The sequence below is a fragment of the Streptomyces sp. NPDC005566 genome, assembly GCF_040605575.1.
Lineage (GTDB): Bacteria > Actinomycetota > Actinomycetes > Streptomycetales > Streptomycetaceae > Streptomyces.
Genome location: NZ_JBEXDB010000025.1, coordinates 55,047 through 71,066, shown reverse-complemented (window position 1 = coordinate 71,066; position 16,020 = coordinate 55,047). Strand labels below are relative to the sequence as shown.

At 70.0% G+C, this 16,020-nt stretch carries 13 protein-coding genes; 8 read left to right on the top strand and 5 right to left on the bottom strand.

The annotated features are described in order from the left end of the window. Positions 1 to 27 precede the first annotated feature (27 nt). Positions 28 to 2,742, top strand: a complete 2,715-nt coding sequence (locus ABZS61_RS31150) for a cellulose binding domain-containing protein (RefSeq protein WP_356428635.1) — start codon at positions 28 to 30, stop codon at positions 2,740 to 2,742. A gap of 135 nt (positions 2,743 to 2,877) precedes the next feature. Further along, positions 2,878 to 4,500 (top strand): FAD-dependent monooxygenase, encoded by a 1,623-nt coding sequence (locus tag ABZS61_RS31145; RefSeq protein WP_356428632.1) that lies wholly within the window; start codon positions 2,878 to 2,880, stop codon positions 4,498 to 4,500. A 75-nt stretch (positions 4,501 to 4,575) separates the two neighbouring features. Here the strand turns inward: ABZS61_RS31145 and ABZS61_RS31140 are convergent, their stop codons facing one another. Next, positions 4,576 to 6,759 carry a discoidin domain-containing protein gene (locus ABZS61_RS31140; RefSeq protein WP_356428629.1) on the bottom strand — a complete coding sequence of 728 codons (2,184 nt, stop codon included), beginning with the start codon at positions 6,757 to 6,759 and terminating at the stop codon, positions 4,576 to 4,578. A 492-nt stretch (positions 6,760 to 7,251) separates the two neighbouring features. On the opposite strand from ABZS61_RS31140, the gene ABZS61_RS31135 reads away from it, so the two are divergent. The 4 genes from ABZS61_RS31135 to ABZS61_RS31120 all read left to right on the top strand — a co-directional run bounded on the left by ABZS61_RS31135 (position 7,252) and on the right by ABZS61_RS31120 (position 10,347). Further along, positions 7,252 to 7,977, top strand: a complete 726-nt coding sequence (locus ABZS61_RS31135) for a hypothetical protein (protein WP_356428626.1) — start codon at positions 7,252 to 7,254, stop codon at positions 7,975 to 7,977. A gap of 130 nt (positions 7,978 to 8,107) precedes the next feature. Then, the gene (locus ABZS61_RS31130) at positions 8,108 to 8,797 is read left to right on the top strand and encodes a class F sortase (RefSeq protein ID WP_356428623.1); all 690 of its coding nucleotides are present in this window, start codon (positions 8,108 to 8,110) and stop codon (positions 8,795 to 8,797) included. A gap of 102 nt (positions 8,798 to 8,899) precedes the next feature. Continuing rightward, positions 8,900 to 9,934, top strand: a complete 1,035-nt coding sequence (locus tag ABZS61_RS31125) for an NADP-dependent oxidoreductase (protein ID WP_356428620.1) — start codon at positions 8,900 to 8,902, stop codon at positions 9,932 to 9,934. Between the two features lie 29 nt (positions 9,935 to 9,963). Continuing rightward, positions 9,964 to 10,347, top strand: a complete 384-nt coding sequence (locus ABZS61_RS31120) for a MerR family transcriptional regulator (RefSeq protein ID WP_356428617.1) — start codon at positions 9,964 to 9,966, stop codon at positions 10,345 to 10,347. Positions 10,348 to 10,360: 13 nt separating this feature from the next. Here ABZS61_RS31120 and ABZS61_RS31115 read toward each other — a convergent pair whose 3' ends face one another. Continuing rightward, the gene (locus ABZS61_RS31115) at positions 10,361 to 10,915 is read right to left on the bottom strand and encodes a DNA polymerase ligase N-terminal domain-containing protein (RefSeq protein WP_356428614.1); all 555 of its coding nucleotides are present in this window, start codon (positions 10,913 to 10,915) and stop codon (positions 10,361 to 10,363) included. A gap of 160 nt (positions 10,916 to 11,075) precedes the next feature. Next, on the bottom strand, positions 11,076 to 11,600 hold the full coding sequence (locus tag ABZS61_RS31110; protein ID WP_356428611.1) for a DUF4232 domain-containing protein: 525 nt from the start codon (positions 11,598 to 11,600) through the stop codon (positions 11,076 to 11,078). Positions 11,601 to 11,789: 189 nt separating this feature from the next. Between ABZS61_RS31110 and ABZS61_RS31105 the strand changes: the two genes are divergently transcribed. Both ABZS61_RS31105 and ABZS61_RS31100 read left to right on the top strand, forming a co-directional pair. After that, positions 11,790 to 12,713 carry a glycoside hydrolase family 16 protein gene (locus ABZS61_RS31105; protein WP_356428608.1) on the top strand — a complete coding sequence of 308 codons (924 nt, stop codon included), beginning with the start codon at positions 11,790 to 11,792 and terminating at the stop codon, positions 12,711 to 12,713. Positions 12,714 to 12,862: 149 nt separating this feature from the next. Beyond that, the gene (locus ABZS61_RS31100) at positions 12,863 to 13,855 is read left to right on the top strand and encodes an aldo/keto reductase (RefSeq protein ID WP_356428605.1); all 993 of its coding nucleotides are present in this window, start codon (positions 12,863 to 12,865) and stop codon (positions 13,853 to 13,855) included. 37 nt (positions 13,856 to 13,892) lie between these two features. Here ABZS61_RS31100 and ABZS61_RS31095 read toward each other — a convergent pair whose 3' ends face one another. Then, on the bottom strand, positions 13,893 to 15,083 hold the full coding sequence (locus tag ABZS61_RS31095) for a serine/threonine-protein kinase (protein WP_356428602.1): 1,191 nt from the start codon (positions 15,081 to 15,083) through the stop codon (positions 13,893 to 13,895). A gap of 223 nt (positions 15,084 to 15,306) precedes the next feature. Further along, complete coding sequence (locus ABZS61_RS31090; protein WP_356428599.1) at positions 15,307 to 15,999, bottom strand: HAD family phosphatase; 693 nt, start codon at positions 15,997 to 15,999, stop codon at positions 15,307 to 15,309. Positions 16,000 to 16,020: the final 21 nt, after the last annotated feature.

The window sequence follows — 16,020 nt, the reverse complement described above, 5'->3', positions numbered from 1 at the left end:
GCGGCCCAGCTCGGAGAGGACGTTTCCGTGCGCTTGAGCGCCAGACCATTCGCCGCACTCTTGGCGGCACTCACCCTGACCGCGGGGTTGGCCGTCACCGGATCCCCGGCGGCGGCACGCTCCGACGATGTGCCCCGCACGACCGAAGCATCCGATGTGTCGATCGCCGCGGACACCTACACATGGAAGAACGCGCGGATCGACGGCGGCGGTTTCGTGCCGGGCATCGTCTTCAACCGCTCCGAGAAGAACCTCGCCTACGCACGGACCGACATCGGCGGTGCCTACCGCTGGGACCAGTCGGGCAAACAGTGGACCCCGCTGCTCGACTGGGTGGACTGGGACCGGTGGGGCTGGTCCGGCGTCGTCGGTCTCGCCTCCGACACAGCCGATCCCGACAACGTGTACGCAGCCGTCGGCACGTACACCAACAGCTGGGACCCGACGAACGGCGCCGTCCTCAGGTCCTCGGACCGCGGCGCGTCCTGGAAGGCGACCACGCTTCCCTTCAAGCTCGGCGGCAACATGCCGGGGCGCGGGATGGGTGAGCGCCTCGCGGTCGACCCGAACAATAACTCCGTCCTCTACCTGGGTGCCCCCAGCGGCAACGGTCTGTGGAGGTCCACCGATTCAGGGGTCACCTGGTCCGAGGTGACGGCCTTTCCGAATCCCGGCACCTACGCGCAGGACCCGTCCGACACCAGCGGGTACGCGAGCGACAACCAGGGCATCGTCTGGGTGACGTTCGACGAGCGCTCCGGCAGCGCGGGCAGCACCACCAAGGACATCTACGTGGGGGTCGCCGACAAGGCGAACACCGTCTACCGCTCGACGGACGGCGGCAGCACCTGGTCGCGGATCGCCGGACAGCCGACCGGGTATCTCGCGCACAAGGGTGTACTCGACTCCTCGACGGGCCACCTGTATCTGACCCTGAGCGACACCGGCGGCCCGTACGACGGCGGCAAGGGGCGCATCTGGCGGTACGCCACCGGGACCGGCGAGTGGACGGACGTCAGCCCGGTCGCCGAGGCCGACACCTATTACGGGTTCAGTGGACTCTCCGTGGACCGGCAGCAACCCGGCACCCTGATGGCCACCGCCTACAGCTCCTGGTGGCCCGACACCCAGATCTTCCGTTCCACGGACAGCGGCGCGACCTGGACGCAGGCCTGGGACTACACCAGTTATCCGAACCGTTCCAACCGCTACACCATGGACGTCTCCACCGTCCCCTGGCTCAGCTGGGGCGCCAACCCGTCACCGCCCGAGACCACGCCCAAGCTGGGCTGGATGACGGAGGCACTGGAGATCGACCCCTTCGACTCGGACCGGATGATGTACGGCACGGGCGCGACGGTCTACGGCACCGAGAACCTCACCTCCTGGGACTCGGGCAGCCAGTTCAAGATCACCCCGATGGTCAAGGGGCTGGAGGAGACGGCCGTCAACGACCTGGCGAGCCCGCCCTCCGGAGCTCCGCTGCTGAGTGCGCTCGGTGACATCGGAGGCTTCCGTCACACGAATCTCGACGCGGTGCCCAGCCTCATGTTCACCTCGCCGAACCTCGACTCGACCACCAGCCTGGACTTCGCGGAGGCGTCACCGGGCACGGTCGTGCGGGTCGGCAACGCCGACGCAGCACCGCACATCGGCTTCTCCACCGACAACGGGGCCAACTGGTTCCAGGGCTCCGAGCCCTCCGGAGTCACCGGCGGCGGCACGGTTGCCGCAGCGGCGGACGCGAGTGGATTCGTCTGGAGCCCGGACGGCGCGGCCGTCCACCGCACCACCGGCTACGGCAACTCCTGGACCGCTTCCACCGGCATTCCGGCCGGGGCGACCGTCGAGTCCGACCGGAAGAACCCGAAGAAGTTCTACGGCTTCAAGGCGGGCACCTTCTACGTGTCGACGGACGGCGGCGCCACCTTCACCGCCAAGGCGAGCGGCCTGCCCGCCGAAGGCAACGTCCGCTTCAAGGCGCTGCCCGGTACCGAGGGCGACATCTGGCTCGCGGGCGGCACCTCGACGGGGGCGTACGGGCTGTGGCGTTCCACCGACTCCGGTGCGAGCTTCACCAAGTTCTCCGGTGTGGAGCAGGCGGACAGCGTGGGCTTCGGCAAAGCCGCGCCGGGCGCCTCGTACCAGACCGTCTTCGTGAGCGCGAAGATCGGTGGGGTGCGCGGGATCTTCCGGTCCACGGACGCGGGTGCGAACTGGACCCGCATCAACGACGACGCACGCCAGTGGGGTTGGACCGGAGCCGCGATCACCGGCGACCCGAGGGTCTACGGACGGGTGTACGTGTCGACGAACGGCCGGGGGATCCAGGTGGGCGAGTCCTCGGACGCCGGCGGCACGGACCCCGACCCGGATCCGGATCCCGACCCGGACCCCGATCCGGAGGAGCCGCCGGCGGACGCGGACTGCTCGGTGAGCTACACGATCACCAATCAGTGGTCCGGCGGCTTCCAGGCCGATGTGACGGTCACCAACACCGGAAGTGCGGCCCTCGACGGCTGGCAGCTGGCCTGGTCCTTCCCCGGCGGGCAGAAGGTCACCCAGATGTGGAACGCCACCCCGCAGCAGGTCGGCGCGAAGGTGACCGTGGCCGACGCCGGCTGGAACGGCAAGGTGGCATCCGGCTCCTCCGTGGGCTTCGGCTTCTCGGGCAGTTGGTCGGGCAGCAACGCCGAACCGGGCGCCTTCGCCCTGGGCGGTGAGGCCTGCACCGTCGCCTGATGCACACGGGCCGGTCTCACGGGCCGACGCGGGAGGGAACGAGTCCTCCCGCGTCGGCCCACCCGATCCGCGAAATGGACATAACGCCCCTGGTGTGCTGCATTTGAGTGACCGAACTTCCTTCCGGGAGGCACTGTGAGCGACGTCGACGTGCTGGTCGTCGGAGCGGGCCCGGTCGGCCTCACGGCCGCTTCCGAGCTGCAGCGGCGGGGCATCCGGTGCAGGGTCGTCGACCGGCTCCGCGCTCGCCAGCCGTTCGCCAAGGCGGTGGGCGTGCAGCCCAGGACCCTGGAGATCTGGGACCGGATGGGGATGGTCCGCGAGGCTCTGGAGACCGCCGTCCCGTTGAAGGGGCAGCTGCTCTACGTCAACGGCGAAGAGCAGGGCCGGATCGATCTGACCCTGCCGGAGGACGTTCCCTACGCCTTCGCCGCCCTCCCGCAGTACGAGACGGAACGGCTCCTCGAAGAGCTCCTGGTCCGCCTGGGAGGGCAGGTCGAGCGCGGCACGGAGCTCGTCTCCTTCGAACAGGACGCCCACGAGGTCAGGGCACGTCTCGCGCTGCCGTCCGGTGGTACGGAGGAGATCCGGGCCCGCTACCTGGTGGGCTGCGACGGCGCCCACAGCGTCGTACGCAAGGGCCTCGGGCTCACCTTCGAGGGTGCGGCCCTCCCCGAGGAGTACATGCTGGGCGATGTCGAGGTCGACTGGGACCTGCCCGTCGGGTACACGGTCCGGTCCTCGCACGTCGTCGACGGGCGCACCGATGATCTGCTGGTGTGCATCCCGCTGCCCGGCCGCCGCCGCTACCGGATGTCGATGCTGACTCCGCCCGAGCTGTCCCAGGCCCAGCAGGCCGGGAAGGACGAGGTGGTGCACGGTCTGAGCGGCGACCGCGGCCCGCAGCCCGGGCTGGAACACATCCAGGCGGTGCTCGACCGGCTCTCGCCCGTGCCGACGGCCGCGTCGTCGCTGCGCTGGTCCTCCGTCTTCCGCATCAGCCACCGGCTGGTGGACCGCTACGGGCAGGGGCGGGTGTTCGTCGCCGGGGACGCCGCCCACATCCACCCGCCCACAGGAGCCCAGGGCATGAACACCGGCGTCCAGGACGCCTACAACCTGGCGTGGAAACTGGCCGCCGCCGTACGCGGCCGAGCGGGTGAGGGCCTGCTGGCGAGCTACGACTCGGAGCGACGCCCGGTCGGTGAGGAAGTGGTGCGGCGGACGCTCCGTCATGCGCGGAGCGGCATGCAGTCCGATCCGGACGACCCGGCGACGATGATGCGCCGAGAGGCCCAGCTCCTCGTCGGCTACCGGGGCAGCCCTGTCGTGGGTCCGGACGGCACCGCGCACGACGGCCCCGCCCCCGGCGACCGTGCTCCCGACTGCGGCGGCATCGAATACGGTCTGGCGTCCTTCCCCGTACGGCTGTTCACCCTGCTGCGGGGACGCGACCACACCCTGTTGCTCTACGCGGACGACGAGGAGCAGCCGGAGCGGTTCGACGAGGTGGCGGCTGCCGCCGAGCGGGCGGCGCCCGGCCTGCTGAACGCCTGCGCGGTACTCGCCCCGAAGGTACGGGCGCCCGGGCTGCGACTGCCCGCCGTGCACGACGGCCTCGACGAGTTCCGGTCCATGTACGGCGCCCGTGGCGGCGAGGCGATCCTCGTACGGCCGGACGGCTACCTGGGGCTGCGGGTCACCCCCGCGACGGGTCCGGAACTGCGTTCCTACCTGGAGATGCTCGTCGGGACATGACGCGGGGCCCGACAGTGACTGCTGCCGGGCCCCGCCGCCATCAGGTGAGTGGAGCTCCGCTCACCTCACCCCGTCTCAGGGAAAGGACACCACCTGTGACGGGATGGTCGAGGTGCCGGATGTGGGGGATCCGGTGCTGTTGATGACGTGTTCGTACTGGCCCTGGCCGCCCAGGGACACCACGAGCAGGTCGTGGAACTTCACACCGGGCTTCACCGGTGCCTGGAACCCGTGCTCCTGACGGATGGTCGGGTCGACGTTGTAGTAGCAGTAGCTGCCCATGCCCCAGCCCTCATGGGTGGTCACCGAGTCGGCCACCTTGTAGGCGGCGTACCCCTTGGTGCTGCCGTTCTGGATGGCGGCCTGGTTGGGGGCGTCGTACGCCTTCTCGTTCTGGAAGAAGATCGTCCTGCCGTTCTCGCCGTACCACTGCACGTCGTACTTGTTGAAGTGTTCGACGAACAGGCCGGTGGCCAGCACGTCGTCGCCGTTCACCCGCAGACCGTAGTCGGACCTGTTGGTCTCCCAGCCGACTCCGTCGCCGTGGTCGGCGCGCCAGAGCCAGGTGTGGTCGATGATCGTGTCGTCGCTGTTGACGACCATGCCGGTGGTCGCCTTGCCGGCGCCCGCTCCGCCGACCCGGACGAACACGTCCTGCAGCGAGGTCGGGTTGGCCGAGTGGTCGGCCGACGCGCCGTCGGGGCCCACCTGGACGAGCACCGAGGAGTTCTGCGTACCGGCGTCGACCAGGAGGCCGGCCAGCTTGACTCCGTCTACGTCACCGACCTTGATCGCGGTCACCCCGTTGTCCGGAATGATCGTGGCGAGGCCGAGGCCCAGTGCGACGGTGTTCGCGCGGTTGATCTCGATGGGCTCGTTGACGTGATAGATGCCCGGGGTGAACAGCAGGTGCAGCCCTTGGCGGACAGCAGCGTTGATCGTCTGCGCGGTCGCGCCGGGCTTGACCACGTAGAACTGGCTCAGCGGGATGGACTCGCCCTGCGGGGTGCCGTTCCAGGAGACGCCGCGTGCGTTGGTCCGCTTGGCGGGGACGAAGACCTTGTAGGTGTTGCCGTCGAGGTAGAGGAAGGGCTTCTCGCGGGAGACCGGGGTGTTGTTGAGGGTCGTGTACGGCGGCTCGGGGAAGCTCTGGGCGGGTGCGCCCTCGACTCCGGAGAACGTCATGTTCCAGACGCCGTTGCCCCAGCTGCCGATGGAGCTGTCGCGGGTGTACCACTGCTGCTGGGAGTAGGGGCCGACCTGGCCGTCGATCTTGCTGTCGGCGATGTAGCCGCCGCTGGCCCAGCCGTATCCGTTCGGTGCGAGGTTGAGCCCGCCCTTGACGTGCATGCGGCGGAAGGGAGCGGCCTGGGAGACGGCCCAGCGGTTGGTGCCGCTGACCGGGTTCAGGGCGAGGTTCTCGGCCGAACGCCAGAAGTTCTGGGTGGCGTTACCGTTGAACCAGCCGGCGTCGACGGTCACATCACCGTTGAACGTGGTGTCGTCCGGCTTGAGGCCCAGACCCGCGATCTGGGTGTAGAAGCCGATCTGGGCGTTGATGTTGCTGTACGTGCCCGGCTTGAACATCAGCGCGTACCTGCCGGTCCCGAACTGGGCCGACTCCTGCTGCTTGAAGATCTCGTCGACCTTGCCCTGGATGTTCGGGGTCGAGGGGTCGAAGACCAGGACGTTGGGTCCGAGGTCACCGCCGCCTGGGATCTGCGGGTCGCCCCCGCCGCCCGTCGTCCCGAACACCTGGAACTCCCAGAGAGAGTAGCCGTAACCGGTCGCCCGGGTGGTTCCGGTCAGCCGGACGTAGCGGGCGGTGCCGGAGACGTTGAGCGTCTCCGTTCCGCCGGGGCCCGTGGTGGTCGAGTAGGCGGTGCTCCAGGTGTTGTTGTCCGTGGAGAACTCGATGCGGTAGGCGGTGCCGTAGGCGGCCTCCCATCGCAGCACGATCTGGCTCACCGAGGCGGAGGCGCCCAGGTCGACCTTGATCCACTGCGGGTCGGCGAAGGCGCTCGCCCAGCGGGTGCCGTTGTCGCCGTCCACCGCGGAGCCCGCGGGGGTGCCGCCGTTCTCCTGGCTGGAGGCGGTGACCGTCTTGCCCTGCGACAGGAGCGCGGGTGCCGCGCTTGCCGGGGTCGAGGGGACGAAGGCCAGGAGCGAGAGGACGAGTCCGGCGACGACGGCCAGTACACCGCCGCGTCTTCTGCCCAGCGGGGTGACGGGTCTGTGGAACAGGGGGGGTGCGTACATACGAGTGTCTCCTGAGTCGTGGGGCGGGTACACGACGCGCACAGCCGGAGAGAGCGCTCTCTCCGGTTGCGGCAGATACTTCACCCTTGTTACGAACGCGTCAAGAGATGTGCAACAACAGATGTATCAGGCCCTGTTGGCGACAAGAACTGATGACGCCCCCGCGGTGATTGCCCTCTTGATTCGTCCTGATCAGTGACGGAGGGTGAGATCTGACGCCTCATTGGTTCAGGAAGTGGTGGATCGACTCACCGGCCCCGTGCGTCCCGTGAACGGCCCTTCGGGGCTCAAACATCGCCTCGGCGTGGCGTGCCGTCCAACGGGTGACATCTGGCCGGCTGTCACACGAAGGGCCCATGGAGTCCCCCGAATGCTGCTCGCCCCAGTGGTGGGACATGGAATTCCAGCTGACGGTGGATCACGTCGCACCTGCGATCCGATGAGCCGACAACCCGCCGGCCTTCGCGGGGGTGGCGAAAGGACTGTGTATCCATGCGCTCTGCCCGCACCCTGTTCGCATCGGCCGCCGTCACGGCGGTCCTCGCGGTCTCCGTCCCAGCCGCGTACGCCGTGACCTCGGCCGATGACTGGAGCAAGGACAGCGGCTCCTCATCGAGCAGCAACAACGACGACCGTGAAAAGCCCGACTCCTGGAAGCACGAGAAGCCGGAGGGTGGCGTCCACACCGGTGGCGGTGCGCTGGCCGGCATCACGGCGGACGACTGGGAGAAGGACAAGGAGGAGTCCGCGGGCGGTAACAACGCGGACCGTGAGAAGCCGGAATCGTGGAAGCACGAGAAGCCGGAGGGTGGCGTCCACACCGGTGGCGGTGCGCTGGCCGGCATCACGGCGGACGACTGGGAGAAGGACAAGGAGGAGTCCGCGGGCGGTAACAACGCGGACCGTGAGAAGCCGGAATCGTGGAAGCACGAGAAGCCGGAGGGCGGCGTCCACACCGGTGGCGGTGCGCTGGCCGGTATCACGGCGGACGACTGGGAGAAGGACAAGGAGGAGTCCGCGGGCGGTAACAACGCGGACCGTGAGAAGCCGGAATCGTGGAAGCACGAGAAGCCGGAGGGCGGCGTCCACACCGGTGGCGGTGCGATGGCACTGTCCGGTGGCGGCCTGGCAGCGGGCTCCGTGCTGATGCTCGGCGGTATCGGGACGGCCGCATACCGGCTGCGCCGCCGCAACGCCTCGGGTGTCGCGGCAGCCTGACAGGCATCCGCCGGGCCGAAGGTATCTCTGTCGTGGCCGCCGCCCTGCCCGGGCGGTGGCCGCGCCGATTTTCCCGCCTTCCCCGGTTCGTTCCGCCCCGTCGTCCCCGTACACGAAAGGCAGCATGCGCATGGCCGCACAGCAGCCGTCCGACACAGAGTCCGCCTCCCCTGCCCTCGGCCGTTCCCTGCTGTGGCCCGCCGTGGCGGTGGGCCTGGGCTTCCTCCTCGTCTACAACTCCCTCGACGCCTCGGCAGGAGTCCCGCCGCCCGTCGCTGCCGCGGCGCCCAAGTCCTCTCACTCTGCCGCCTCGCCCGTTCCGGCGCCCTCCGCGTCCGGCGAGTCCTACGGGCTGTCCCGGTCCGAGCCCGAGCGGATCAGGATCAAGAAGATCGCGGTCGACGCCCCCTTCACCCCGCTGGCCATCGGCCCGTCGGGCCGACTGGACGCGCCGCCCGCGAACGACATGAATTTGGCCGGCTGGTTCAAGGACGGGGCCACCCCTGGCGAGCGCGGCACCTCGGTCGTCGCCGGCCATGTCGACACCATGACGGGCCCGGCCGTGTTCCTGCTGCTCGGGACGCTCAAGCCCGGCAACAAGGTGAGCATCACTCGCGAGGACGGCATCGTCACCGTGTTCAAGGTGGATTCGGTCGAGACGTTCAGCAAGGCGAACTTCCCCGACGAGCGGGTGTACGCCGACAACGGCACCGCCCAGCTCAGGCTGATCACCTGCGGCGGCGAGTACGACAAGAAGGCGAAGGACTACAAGGACAACGTGGTGGTGTTCGCCCACCTGGCCGCCGTCAGGCCCACGTGACGACAGCCCCGGGGCTTGCCTCTGACGCACAGGTGAGGGTTTAGCGTCTGCGTGCTTCCGTCCGATCGGCCGGAGGCACGGCACGCAGACGCTGGAGCCCGCATGACTGTTCGGCCGCCCCTGCCCCGCACCTCCCGGGAAGTGCGGCTCGCCGCCGTTCCCGAAGGATTGCCCCGCCCGGAGCACTTCCGTGTCGTGGAGACACCGCTGCCGGAGCCGGGGGAGGGCGAGGTCCTGGTGCGCAACGGCTGCTTCCAGGTCTTTCCCGCCCTGCGTACGGTCATCGGCGGGGGAGTGGAGGGCGCCCCTTTCCCGGGTGTGGGCCCCGGAGACACCCTGTTCGGTGCGGCCGTCGGAGAGGTCGTCGCGAACCCGGGCCCCGGCGGGCCGGCCGTGGGGGAGCTGGTCTCGCACTATCTCGGCTGGCGGGAGTACGCCGTGGTCCCCGCCGCCGGATGCACGCCGCTCGGTGACGTCCTCCCCGACCCGGTTGCGCATCTTTCCCAGGGGTCCCTGGCGTACGCGGCTCTCACCCGGGTGGCGGAACTGCGTGCTGGAGAGACGGTGTTCGTGTCCGGCGGGGCCGGAGCAGTCGGATCCATGGCGGGACAGACCGCCCGGCTGCTCGGGGCCGGCCGCGTGATCGGCAGCACCGGCTCACCGGAGAAGGCCGCCGTGATGCGGGAGCGACTCGGGTACGACGCGGTCGTACTGAGGGGACAGGAGGGTTCCCTGTCCGCGAGGCTGGCCGAAGCGGCGCCCGAGGGCATCGATGTGTTCGTCGACATGGTCGGGGGAGAGCAGCTGAGGGCGGCTGTCGGCGCGGCTCGCCCTGGCGCCCGGTTCGTACTGGTCGGGGCGCTGTCGGGTCAGCTGTCCGAGCAGGGGAGCGGCACCACGGCCCCGGTCGAGATCGACTCGTTCCAGCTCGTCGTCAAGCGCATCACGATGACCGGCATCAGCGGGCTCGACCACCCGGAGGCGCACGGGGAGTGGAACCGGAAGTTCGGACAGTGGCTGCGCTCCGGGGAGATCACCTTCCCGTATGTGCGGATCGCGGGCATGGACAACGCCGCCCGGGCGTTGCACGAGATGATCGGCGGTCAGCATCTCGGCACCGTCGTCGTCACGTTGTGAGAACGCTGCGGGAACCCTGGGGGTGGCGGATGCGGATCGGTGACGCTGCTGCGGCGGCGGGGACCACACCCAGAGCGTTGCGGTTCTACGAGGAGCGGGGACTGCTGCCACCGCCCCGGCGCAGCACGACGGGCCAGCGCGAGTACGGACCACGTGATGTCGCCAGGGTCCGCGTCATCCGTGAGCTGCTGTCGCTGGGGCTGACGGTCGAGGACGTGCGGCACTGCTCGGACCGCCTGGACCTTCTCGTCGACGGACCGCCCCAGCGGTGCGCCGGATTCGGCGAAGGGGGCGTGGAGAGCGAGGGAGTGGCGGCGCGCAGACTTGCCGTACTCGACGCCGAGATCGCCCGGCTGAGCCGGCTGCGGGAGCTGCTCGCGGCGCGGGTCGCGGGGCGGGCGACCGTGTCCTGACGTGGACCACGCGTCAGCCGGCGCTCTCCCGTTCCGCGGCGGCGACCTGGTGCAGCGTCCGGCCGGTGCGGGCCGAGCGGGCGTGGTACGGGTCGGGTGTGCCGGGCCTGTCGCGGACGGCCTGCCGGTCGTTGGCCTTGATGAGCAGCCAGGCCTCGGGGCCCTCGGTGTCGCCCTCGTTGCCGATGCGGAAGCGGGTGAGCGTGAACTCGCCGTGCAGTTTGCTTCCGTCGAGCCAGAACGTGGCGTGCCCGCGGTCCAGGGACTCGCCGAACGGTACGGGGGCGCCCCCGGCATCGTGGCTGAGCGGACGGTAGGTGCCCTGGTCCCAGACGATGACGGTGCCGCTGCCCTGTTCGTCCTGTGGGATGACTCCTTCGAACTCGCGGTACTCCAGCGGGTGGTCCTCCGTCGGCACGGCAAGCCGCTTGTCGCGCGGATTGTCCGACGGGCCGCGGGGCACGGCCCACGACTTCAGGACGCCGTCCAGTTCCAGGCGGAAGTCGAAGTGCATCCGCCGGGCGTCATGGATCTGCACCACGAAACGTCGTGCGTCGTCGCTCTTCACGGCTGGGTCCTTCCGCCCGGGATGCCGCCGGACGAGGCGTACGGCTCCGCCCGGCCCGGGCCGCGCAAGCACCGCGCGGCCCGTACCTCCACTGTGCCGCTCCCGGCCGTGCGGCGCACGACGGCGGCCGCACGGCCGGCTGCGGGGTCTGCCCGGTCGGTCAGTCCGTGTGCCGCTCGAGCACCGCGTCGGCAGCGGCCTGCGACGGGTGCCACGACGTGGTGACCGGTTCCCACACCCGGATTCCGTCAGGGGCTCCCAGGGAGGCGGCGTCGAACGTCCGTCCCCGGTGGGACGGGTCCCCGGCGACCGTCAGCCGGTCCGTCACCCGCAGCTCGGTCGACGCGGGGTCCAGCGTGCGCACCGCCGCGTACGCCGAGCGGCCGGCCGCCAGGCGGTACGGTGCGCTCTCGCTCGCGGGTACCGGCTGTGCCGAGCCGTCCAGGTCGCCGAAGACCACGGTGGGGATGCGGTCGACGACACAGGCGGTGGCGCCGCGGTTGGTGATGCTGATCCGCACCGCGTCGGGCTGGTCCGAGGCGGTGGCGGCGACCGCCAGGCGGCTGTCACGGCAGGTGGGCGGCGCCGAGGCCGCGGCGGCGGAGGAGGTGGCCAGGGCGCCGGCCGGAGCCAGCAGGGCCAGGGTGAGAGCGGCGGGAACGGCGAGTACGGGTCGATTGCGCATGAGTTGTCCGTTCCCCGTGGTGATGACTTCTACCCGCCCGGTCCGGACCTGGACCTTGACGGCTCTCCGGGACCTGTCTTAAATCAAGAGTTGAAATATATGCCCGGGATGAGCGCCCCAACCGTTCATCTCTCGGCATTCACCTGTCATGCACATGCCCCCCACCATCCTCCACCTCGAAGTGACGTGATGACTGTGCACCCCTCGGAACACACCATGAGGCGTCCCGCGAAGCGGCGTCGCACGATGATGTACGCCCTCTCGCTGCTCTGCTGTTCAGCCGCCCTGACCGCCCTTCCCGCAGGCGCCTCGGCCGCACCCGCCCCCCACGCGGCCGCGTCCTCCGCGGAATCGAAGGCGGCGGTCCCGGCCGCCGTGGCGTTCGCCGACGAGTTCGACGGAGCCGCGGGTTCGGCCGTCGACGGCGGCAAGTGGCAGATCGAGACCGGCGACAACGTCAACAACCACGAACGGCAGTACTACACGGCGGGCAACAACAACGCCGCCCTCGACGGCCAGGGCAACCTGGTCATCACCGCGCGCAAGGAGAACCCCGGCAACTACCAGTGCTGGTACGGAACCTGCGAGTACACCTCGTCCCGACTCAACACCTCCGGCAAGTTCACCCAGACGTACGGCCACGTCGAGGCCAGGATGAAGGTCCCGCGCGGACAGGGAATGTGGCCGGCCTTCTGGATGCTCGGCGCCGACATCGGCAGCGTCGGCTGGCCGAACAGCGGTGAGATCGACGTCATGGAGAACGTCGGCTTCGAGCCCGGTACCGTCCACGGCACCCTGCACGGTCCCGGCTACTCCGGATCCGGCGGCATCGGTGCCGGATACAGCCTCCCCGGCGGGGCGGCCTTCGCGGACGACTTCCACACCTTCGCCGTCGACTGGGCCCCGGACTCCGTCACCTGGTCCGTCGACGGCACCGTCTACCAGAGGCGCACGCCCGCCGACCTCAACGGCAACGCCTGGGTCTTCAACAAGCCGTTCTTCCTCATACTCAACCTCGCCGTCGGCGGCTACTGGCCCGGCGATCCGGACGGCAGCACCACGTTCCCCCAGCAGCTCGTCGTCGACTACGTGCGCGTGACCACCGACAACTGACCCGAACCCGTCCCGGAGCACTCCCGGTGCCCGTCCGTCGCACACACTGCGGGCGGGCACCGGTCGTCCCCGTCCCCGGAAGACCCCGCCCGGAACAAGGGCCGAGGGCGCCCCCGCGCCGGCCGTCGGCCTCTGAGCAGCGACGTAGCATGCTCACCATGGAGCAGCGCACACTGAACAGGGCCGGACGTGACGTATCGGTCGTAGGACTGGGCACATGGCAGCTGGGCGGGGACTGGGGTGAGGTGCGGGAGGCCGACGCCTTCGACGTCCTGGACGCGGCCGTCGAGTCGGGAGTCACCTTCTTCGACACCGCCGACGTCTACGGGGACGGCCGCAGCGAACAGCTCATCGGCCGTTACCTGAAGGGCCGCCCGGACGCGGACATCTTCGTCGCCACCAAGATGGGCCGGCGCGCCGACCAGATCCCCGAGAACTACGTACTGGACAACTTCCTTACCTGGAACGACCGTTCGCGCGCCAACCTCGGCGTCGACACGCTCGACCTCGTACAGCTGCACTGCCCGCCGACGAGTGTCTACTCCTCGGACGCGGTCTACGACGCCCTGGACACGCTCGTCGCGGAAAAGCGGATCGGTGCCTACGGGGTCAGCGTCGAAACGTGCGCCGAGGCGCTCACGGCGATCGCCAGGCCGGGTGTCGCGAGCGTGCAGATCATCCTCAACCCGTTCCGCCTCAAGCCGCTGGACGAGGTGCTCGCGGCGGCTGCCGCCGCGGGAGTCGGGATCATCGCGCGGGTTCCGCTCGCCTCCGGACTCCTGTCCGGCAAGTACACCAAGGACACCGTCTTCGCTCCCGAGGACCACCGCACGTACAACCGCCACGGCGAGGCCTTCGACCAGGGCGAGACGTTCTCCGGCGTCGACTACACGACCGGTGTGGCGGCTGCCGCCGAGTTCGCCGAACTCGCCCCCGAAGGCGCCACTTCGGCACAGACCGCGCTGCGCTGGATCATCCAGCAGCCCGGTGTCACGAGCGTCATCCCCGGTGCGCGCTCCGTGGCCCAGGCCCGGACCAACGCTGCCGCGGCCGCGCTTGCCCCGCTGCCGCTGAGCACGCTGGACGCGGTGCGGGAGCTGTACGACCGCCGGATCCGTGCGGAGGTCCACGCGCGCTGGTGACGCGGACACGAGCAGGGGCCGAGCGCAGCGGCGGGGTTCAGTCGTCCGACTCCTCGCCGTCCTGCTGACCGTCCTGCCGGGGCTCGTCCCCGGCAGGACCGGCCGGTCCGACAGGTGCGGGTGACTGCAGCGTGGCCGTCGGGGCCGGACCGGGATCCGGGGTGTCCGCCGCACCGGAGTCCGGCGAGAACAGGATCGTTCCCAGATACACCGCCGCCACGAAGGCGACGGCTCCGGCGACGGCACTCGCCACACGGGGCCTTCGGCGGATGGCCTCACCCGCGCTGCGGCGGCGCGTGACCGCCGATCTGGCGGCCCGGGGCGCAGGAGTCGCCCGTCTGCGCCCGGTGGGCTGCGGCAGCCGGTACGTCGACATGCCCCCGGTGTCCGGAGTGGCGGCACCCGGAGGCGGAGCGGCAGGGGCGACGGGCCGCGGGGCGGCGGCATGCTGCGGCAGCGGCTCGGGGCGCCCGCGCCAGGCGCCGCTGCGGAACCATTCCGAGGCCTGCTGCGCGCTCGGCCGGTCCTCGGGCTGCTTCGCCAGCAGGCCCAGCAGATACGAATCGAAGGCGGGGGAGATGCCGACCCCCCGCTGTCTCACCGGCACCGGAGGCGTGTCCACGTGCTGGTAGAGCGTCGCGGTCGCGGTGTCCGAGCGGAACGGCGGCTGACCGACCAGGAGTTGGTAGATGACACAGCCGAGGGAGTACATGTCCGACGCGGAGTCGGCAGTGCGGCCCAGCGCCCGCTCCGGAGCCAGATACAGGCTCGTGCCCACGATGTGGCCGGCGGTGGTCAGAGCCGTCGAGGGATCGTCGACGAACTGGGCGATGCCGAAGTCGCCGATCTTCACCGTACCGTCGGCGTCCAGCATCAGGTTGCCGGGTTTGATGTCGCGGTGCACGATGCCCTGCCGGTGCGCGGCCGCCAGGCCCGCAGCCGCCTGGCCCGCGATGTCGGCCACCTGCTCGGGGTGAACCGATTCCTGAGCCTCCAGCAGATCGCCGAGACTCCTGCCCTCGACCAGCTCCATCACCAGATAGAAGCGGTCCTCCCACGAGCCGAAGTCGAACACCGCCACCAGGTGAGGATGGCTCAGACGCGCCGCGGTCTGCGCCTCCAGGCGGAACCGGGCGGTCGAGGAGGCGTCGGCATGGTCCCCGAGCAGCAGCTTCACCGCCACGGCCCGGCCCAGCACTTCGTCCGTGGCGCGCCACACCTCACCCATGCCGCCACGACCGATGGGGGATATCAACCGGTACCGACCAGCTACCAGCACCTGTGCACACCAATCTCGAACTGTGGCCCGCTCCGACTGCCGCAGCGGCGACCTCATCGGGCTCAACGGCTCGGCATGGTACGTGGGGTGTGCGGCATGATCAGGATATCCGTCCGCCGGGCCTCCGGTTGCCGGGGCCGTCGCCACCCCGCTGAATCCGGCCTGATCCGAACTAGCGGCCCTGCCGGAGACGGTCGAGCACGGCCTGTGCGGTGAACTCGTCCTGGCCGCCGGGGAAGAGCAGTTCCGCAGTCGCGAACGCGGCCTCGCCGGAGATCTCTTGGGTGAAGGGAACCGCGATGCAGCGCATTCCCGCCGCGTACGCCGCCTCGACGCCCGGCACGGCGTCCTCCAGCACCACGCAGTCCGCCGGTTCGGCGCCGAGCCGCCGTGCGGCCTCCAGGAACACGTCGGGCTGCGGCTTTCCGTGCGCCACCTCCTCGGCGGACACGTACAGCCGGATGCAGGCGTCGAGCCCGGTGACGGCGAGGGTGGCTCCGATCGCCGCCCGGGACGAACCCGAGGCCACCGCCATCACGACCCCGTCCTCGTGCAGCCGCTCCACCAGGAGCTGCATCTGCGGGAAGACCTTGGTCGAAGCGCCGGCGAGCTCCATGTACAGGGCGTTCTTCTCCGCCAGCAGTTCCTCGAGGGGCGCCTCGATCCCGTACTCCGCGCGCAGGACGGTCAGCGTCTCCAGGGTGCCGATCCCGATGAAGCGGGCGTGCTTCTCCCAGTCGTAGTCGTGCACGCCGTACCGGGAGAGGAGGCGGCGCCCCGCCTCGTAGTAGTTCGGCTCGCTGTCGACGAGTGTGCCGTCGAGATCGAAGATGACCCAAGGGGCCGGGGTGCGCCTGGAACTCATGGCTTCCAGCATGCCGGCCGG

Excerpts from the sequence above, each read along its gene's own strand:
- ABZS61_RS31140 (WP_356428629.1), bottom strand. The coding sequence starts at position 6,759 with ATGTACGCACCCCCCCTGTTCCACAGACCCGTCACCCCGCTGGGCAGA.
- ABZS61_RS31135 (WP_356428626.1), top strand. The coding sequence starts at position 7,252 with ATGCGCTCTGCCCGCACCCTGTTCGCATCGGCCGCCGTCACGGCGGTC.
- ABZS61_RS31130 (WP_356428623.1), top strand. The coding sequence starts at position 8,108 with ATGGCCGCACAGCAGCCGTCCGACACAGAGTCCGCCTCCCCTGCCCTC.
- ABZS61_RS31125 (WP_356428620.1), top strand. The coding sequence starts at position 8,900 with ATGACTGTTCGGCCGCCCCTGCCCCGCACCTCCCGGGAAGTGCGGCTC.
- ABZS61_RS31120 (WP_356428617.1), top strand. The coding sequence starts at position 9,964 with ATGCGGATCGGTGACGCTGCTGCGGCGGCGGGGACCACACCCAGAGCG.
- ABZS61_RS31110 (WP_356428611.1), bottom strand. The coding sequence starts at position 11,600 with ATGCGCAATCGACCCGTACTCGCCGTTCCCGCCGCTCTCACCCTGGCC.
- ABZS61_RS31105 (WP_356428608.1), top strand. The coding sequence starts at position 11,790 with ATGACTGTGCACCCCTCGGAACACACCATGAGGCGTCCCGCGAAGCGG.
- ABZS61_RS31100 (WP_356428605.1), top strand. The coding sequence starts at position 12,863 with ATGCTCACCATGGAGCAGCGCACACTGAACAGGGCCGGACGTGACGTA.
- ABZS61_RS31095 (WP_356428602.1), bottom strand. The coding sequence starts at position 15,083 with ATGGGTGAGGTGTGGCGCGCCACGGACGAAGTGCTGGGCCGGGCCGTG.
- ABZS61_RS31090 (WP_356428599.1), bottom strand. The coding sequence starts at position 15,999 with ATGAGTTCCAGGCGCACCCCGGCCCCTTGGGTCATCTTCGATCTCGAC.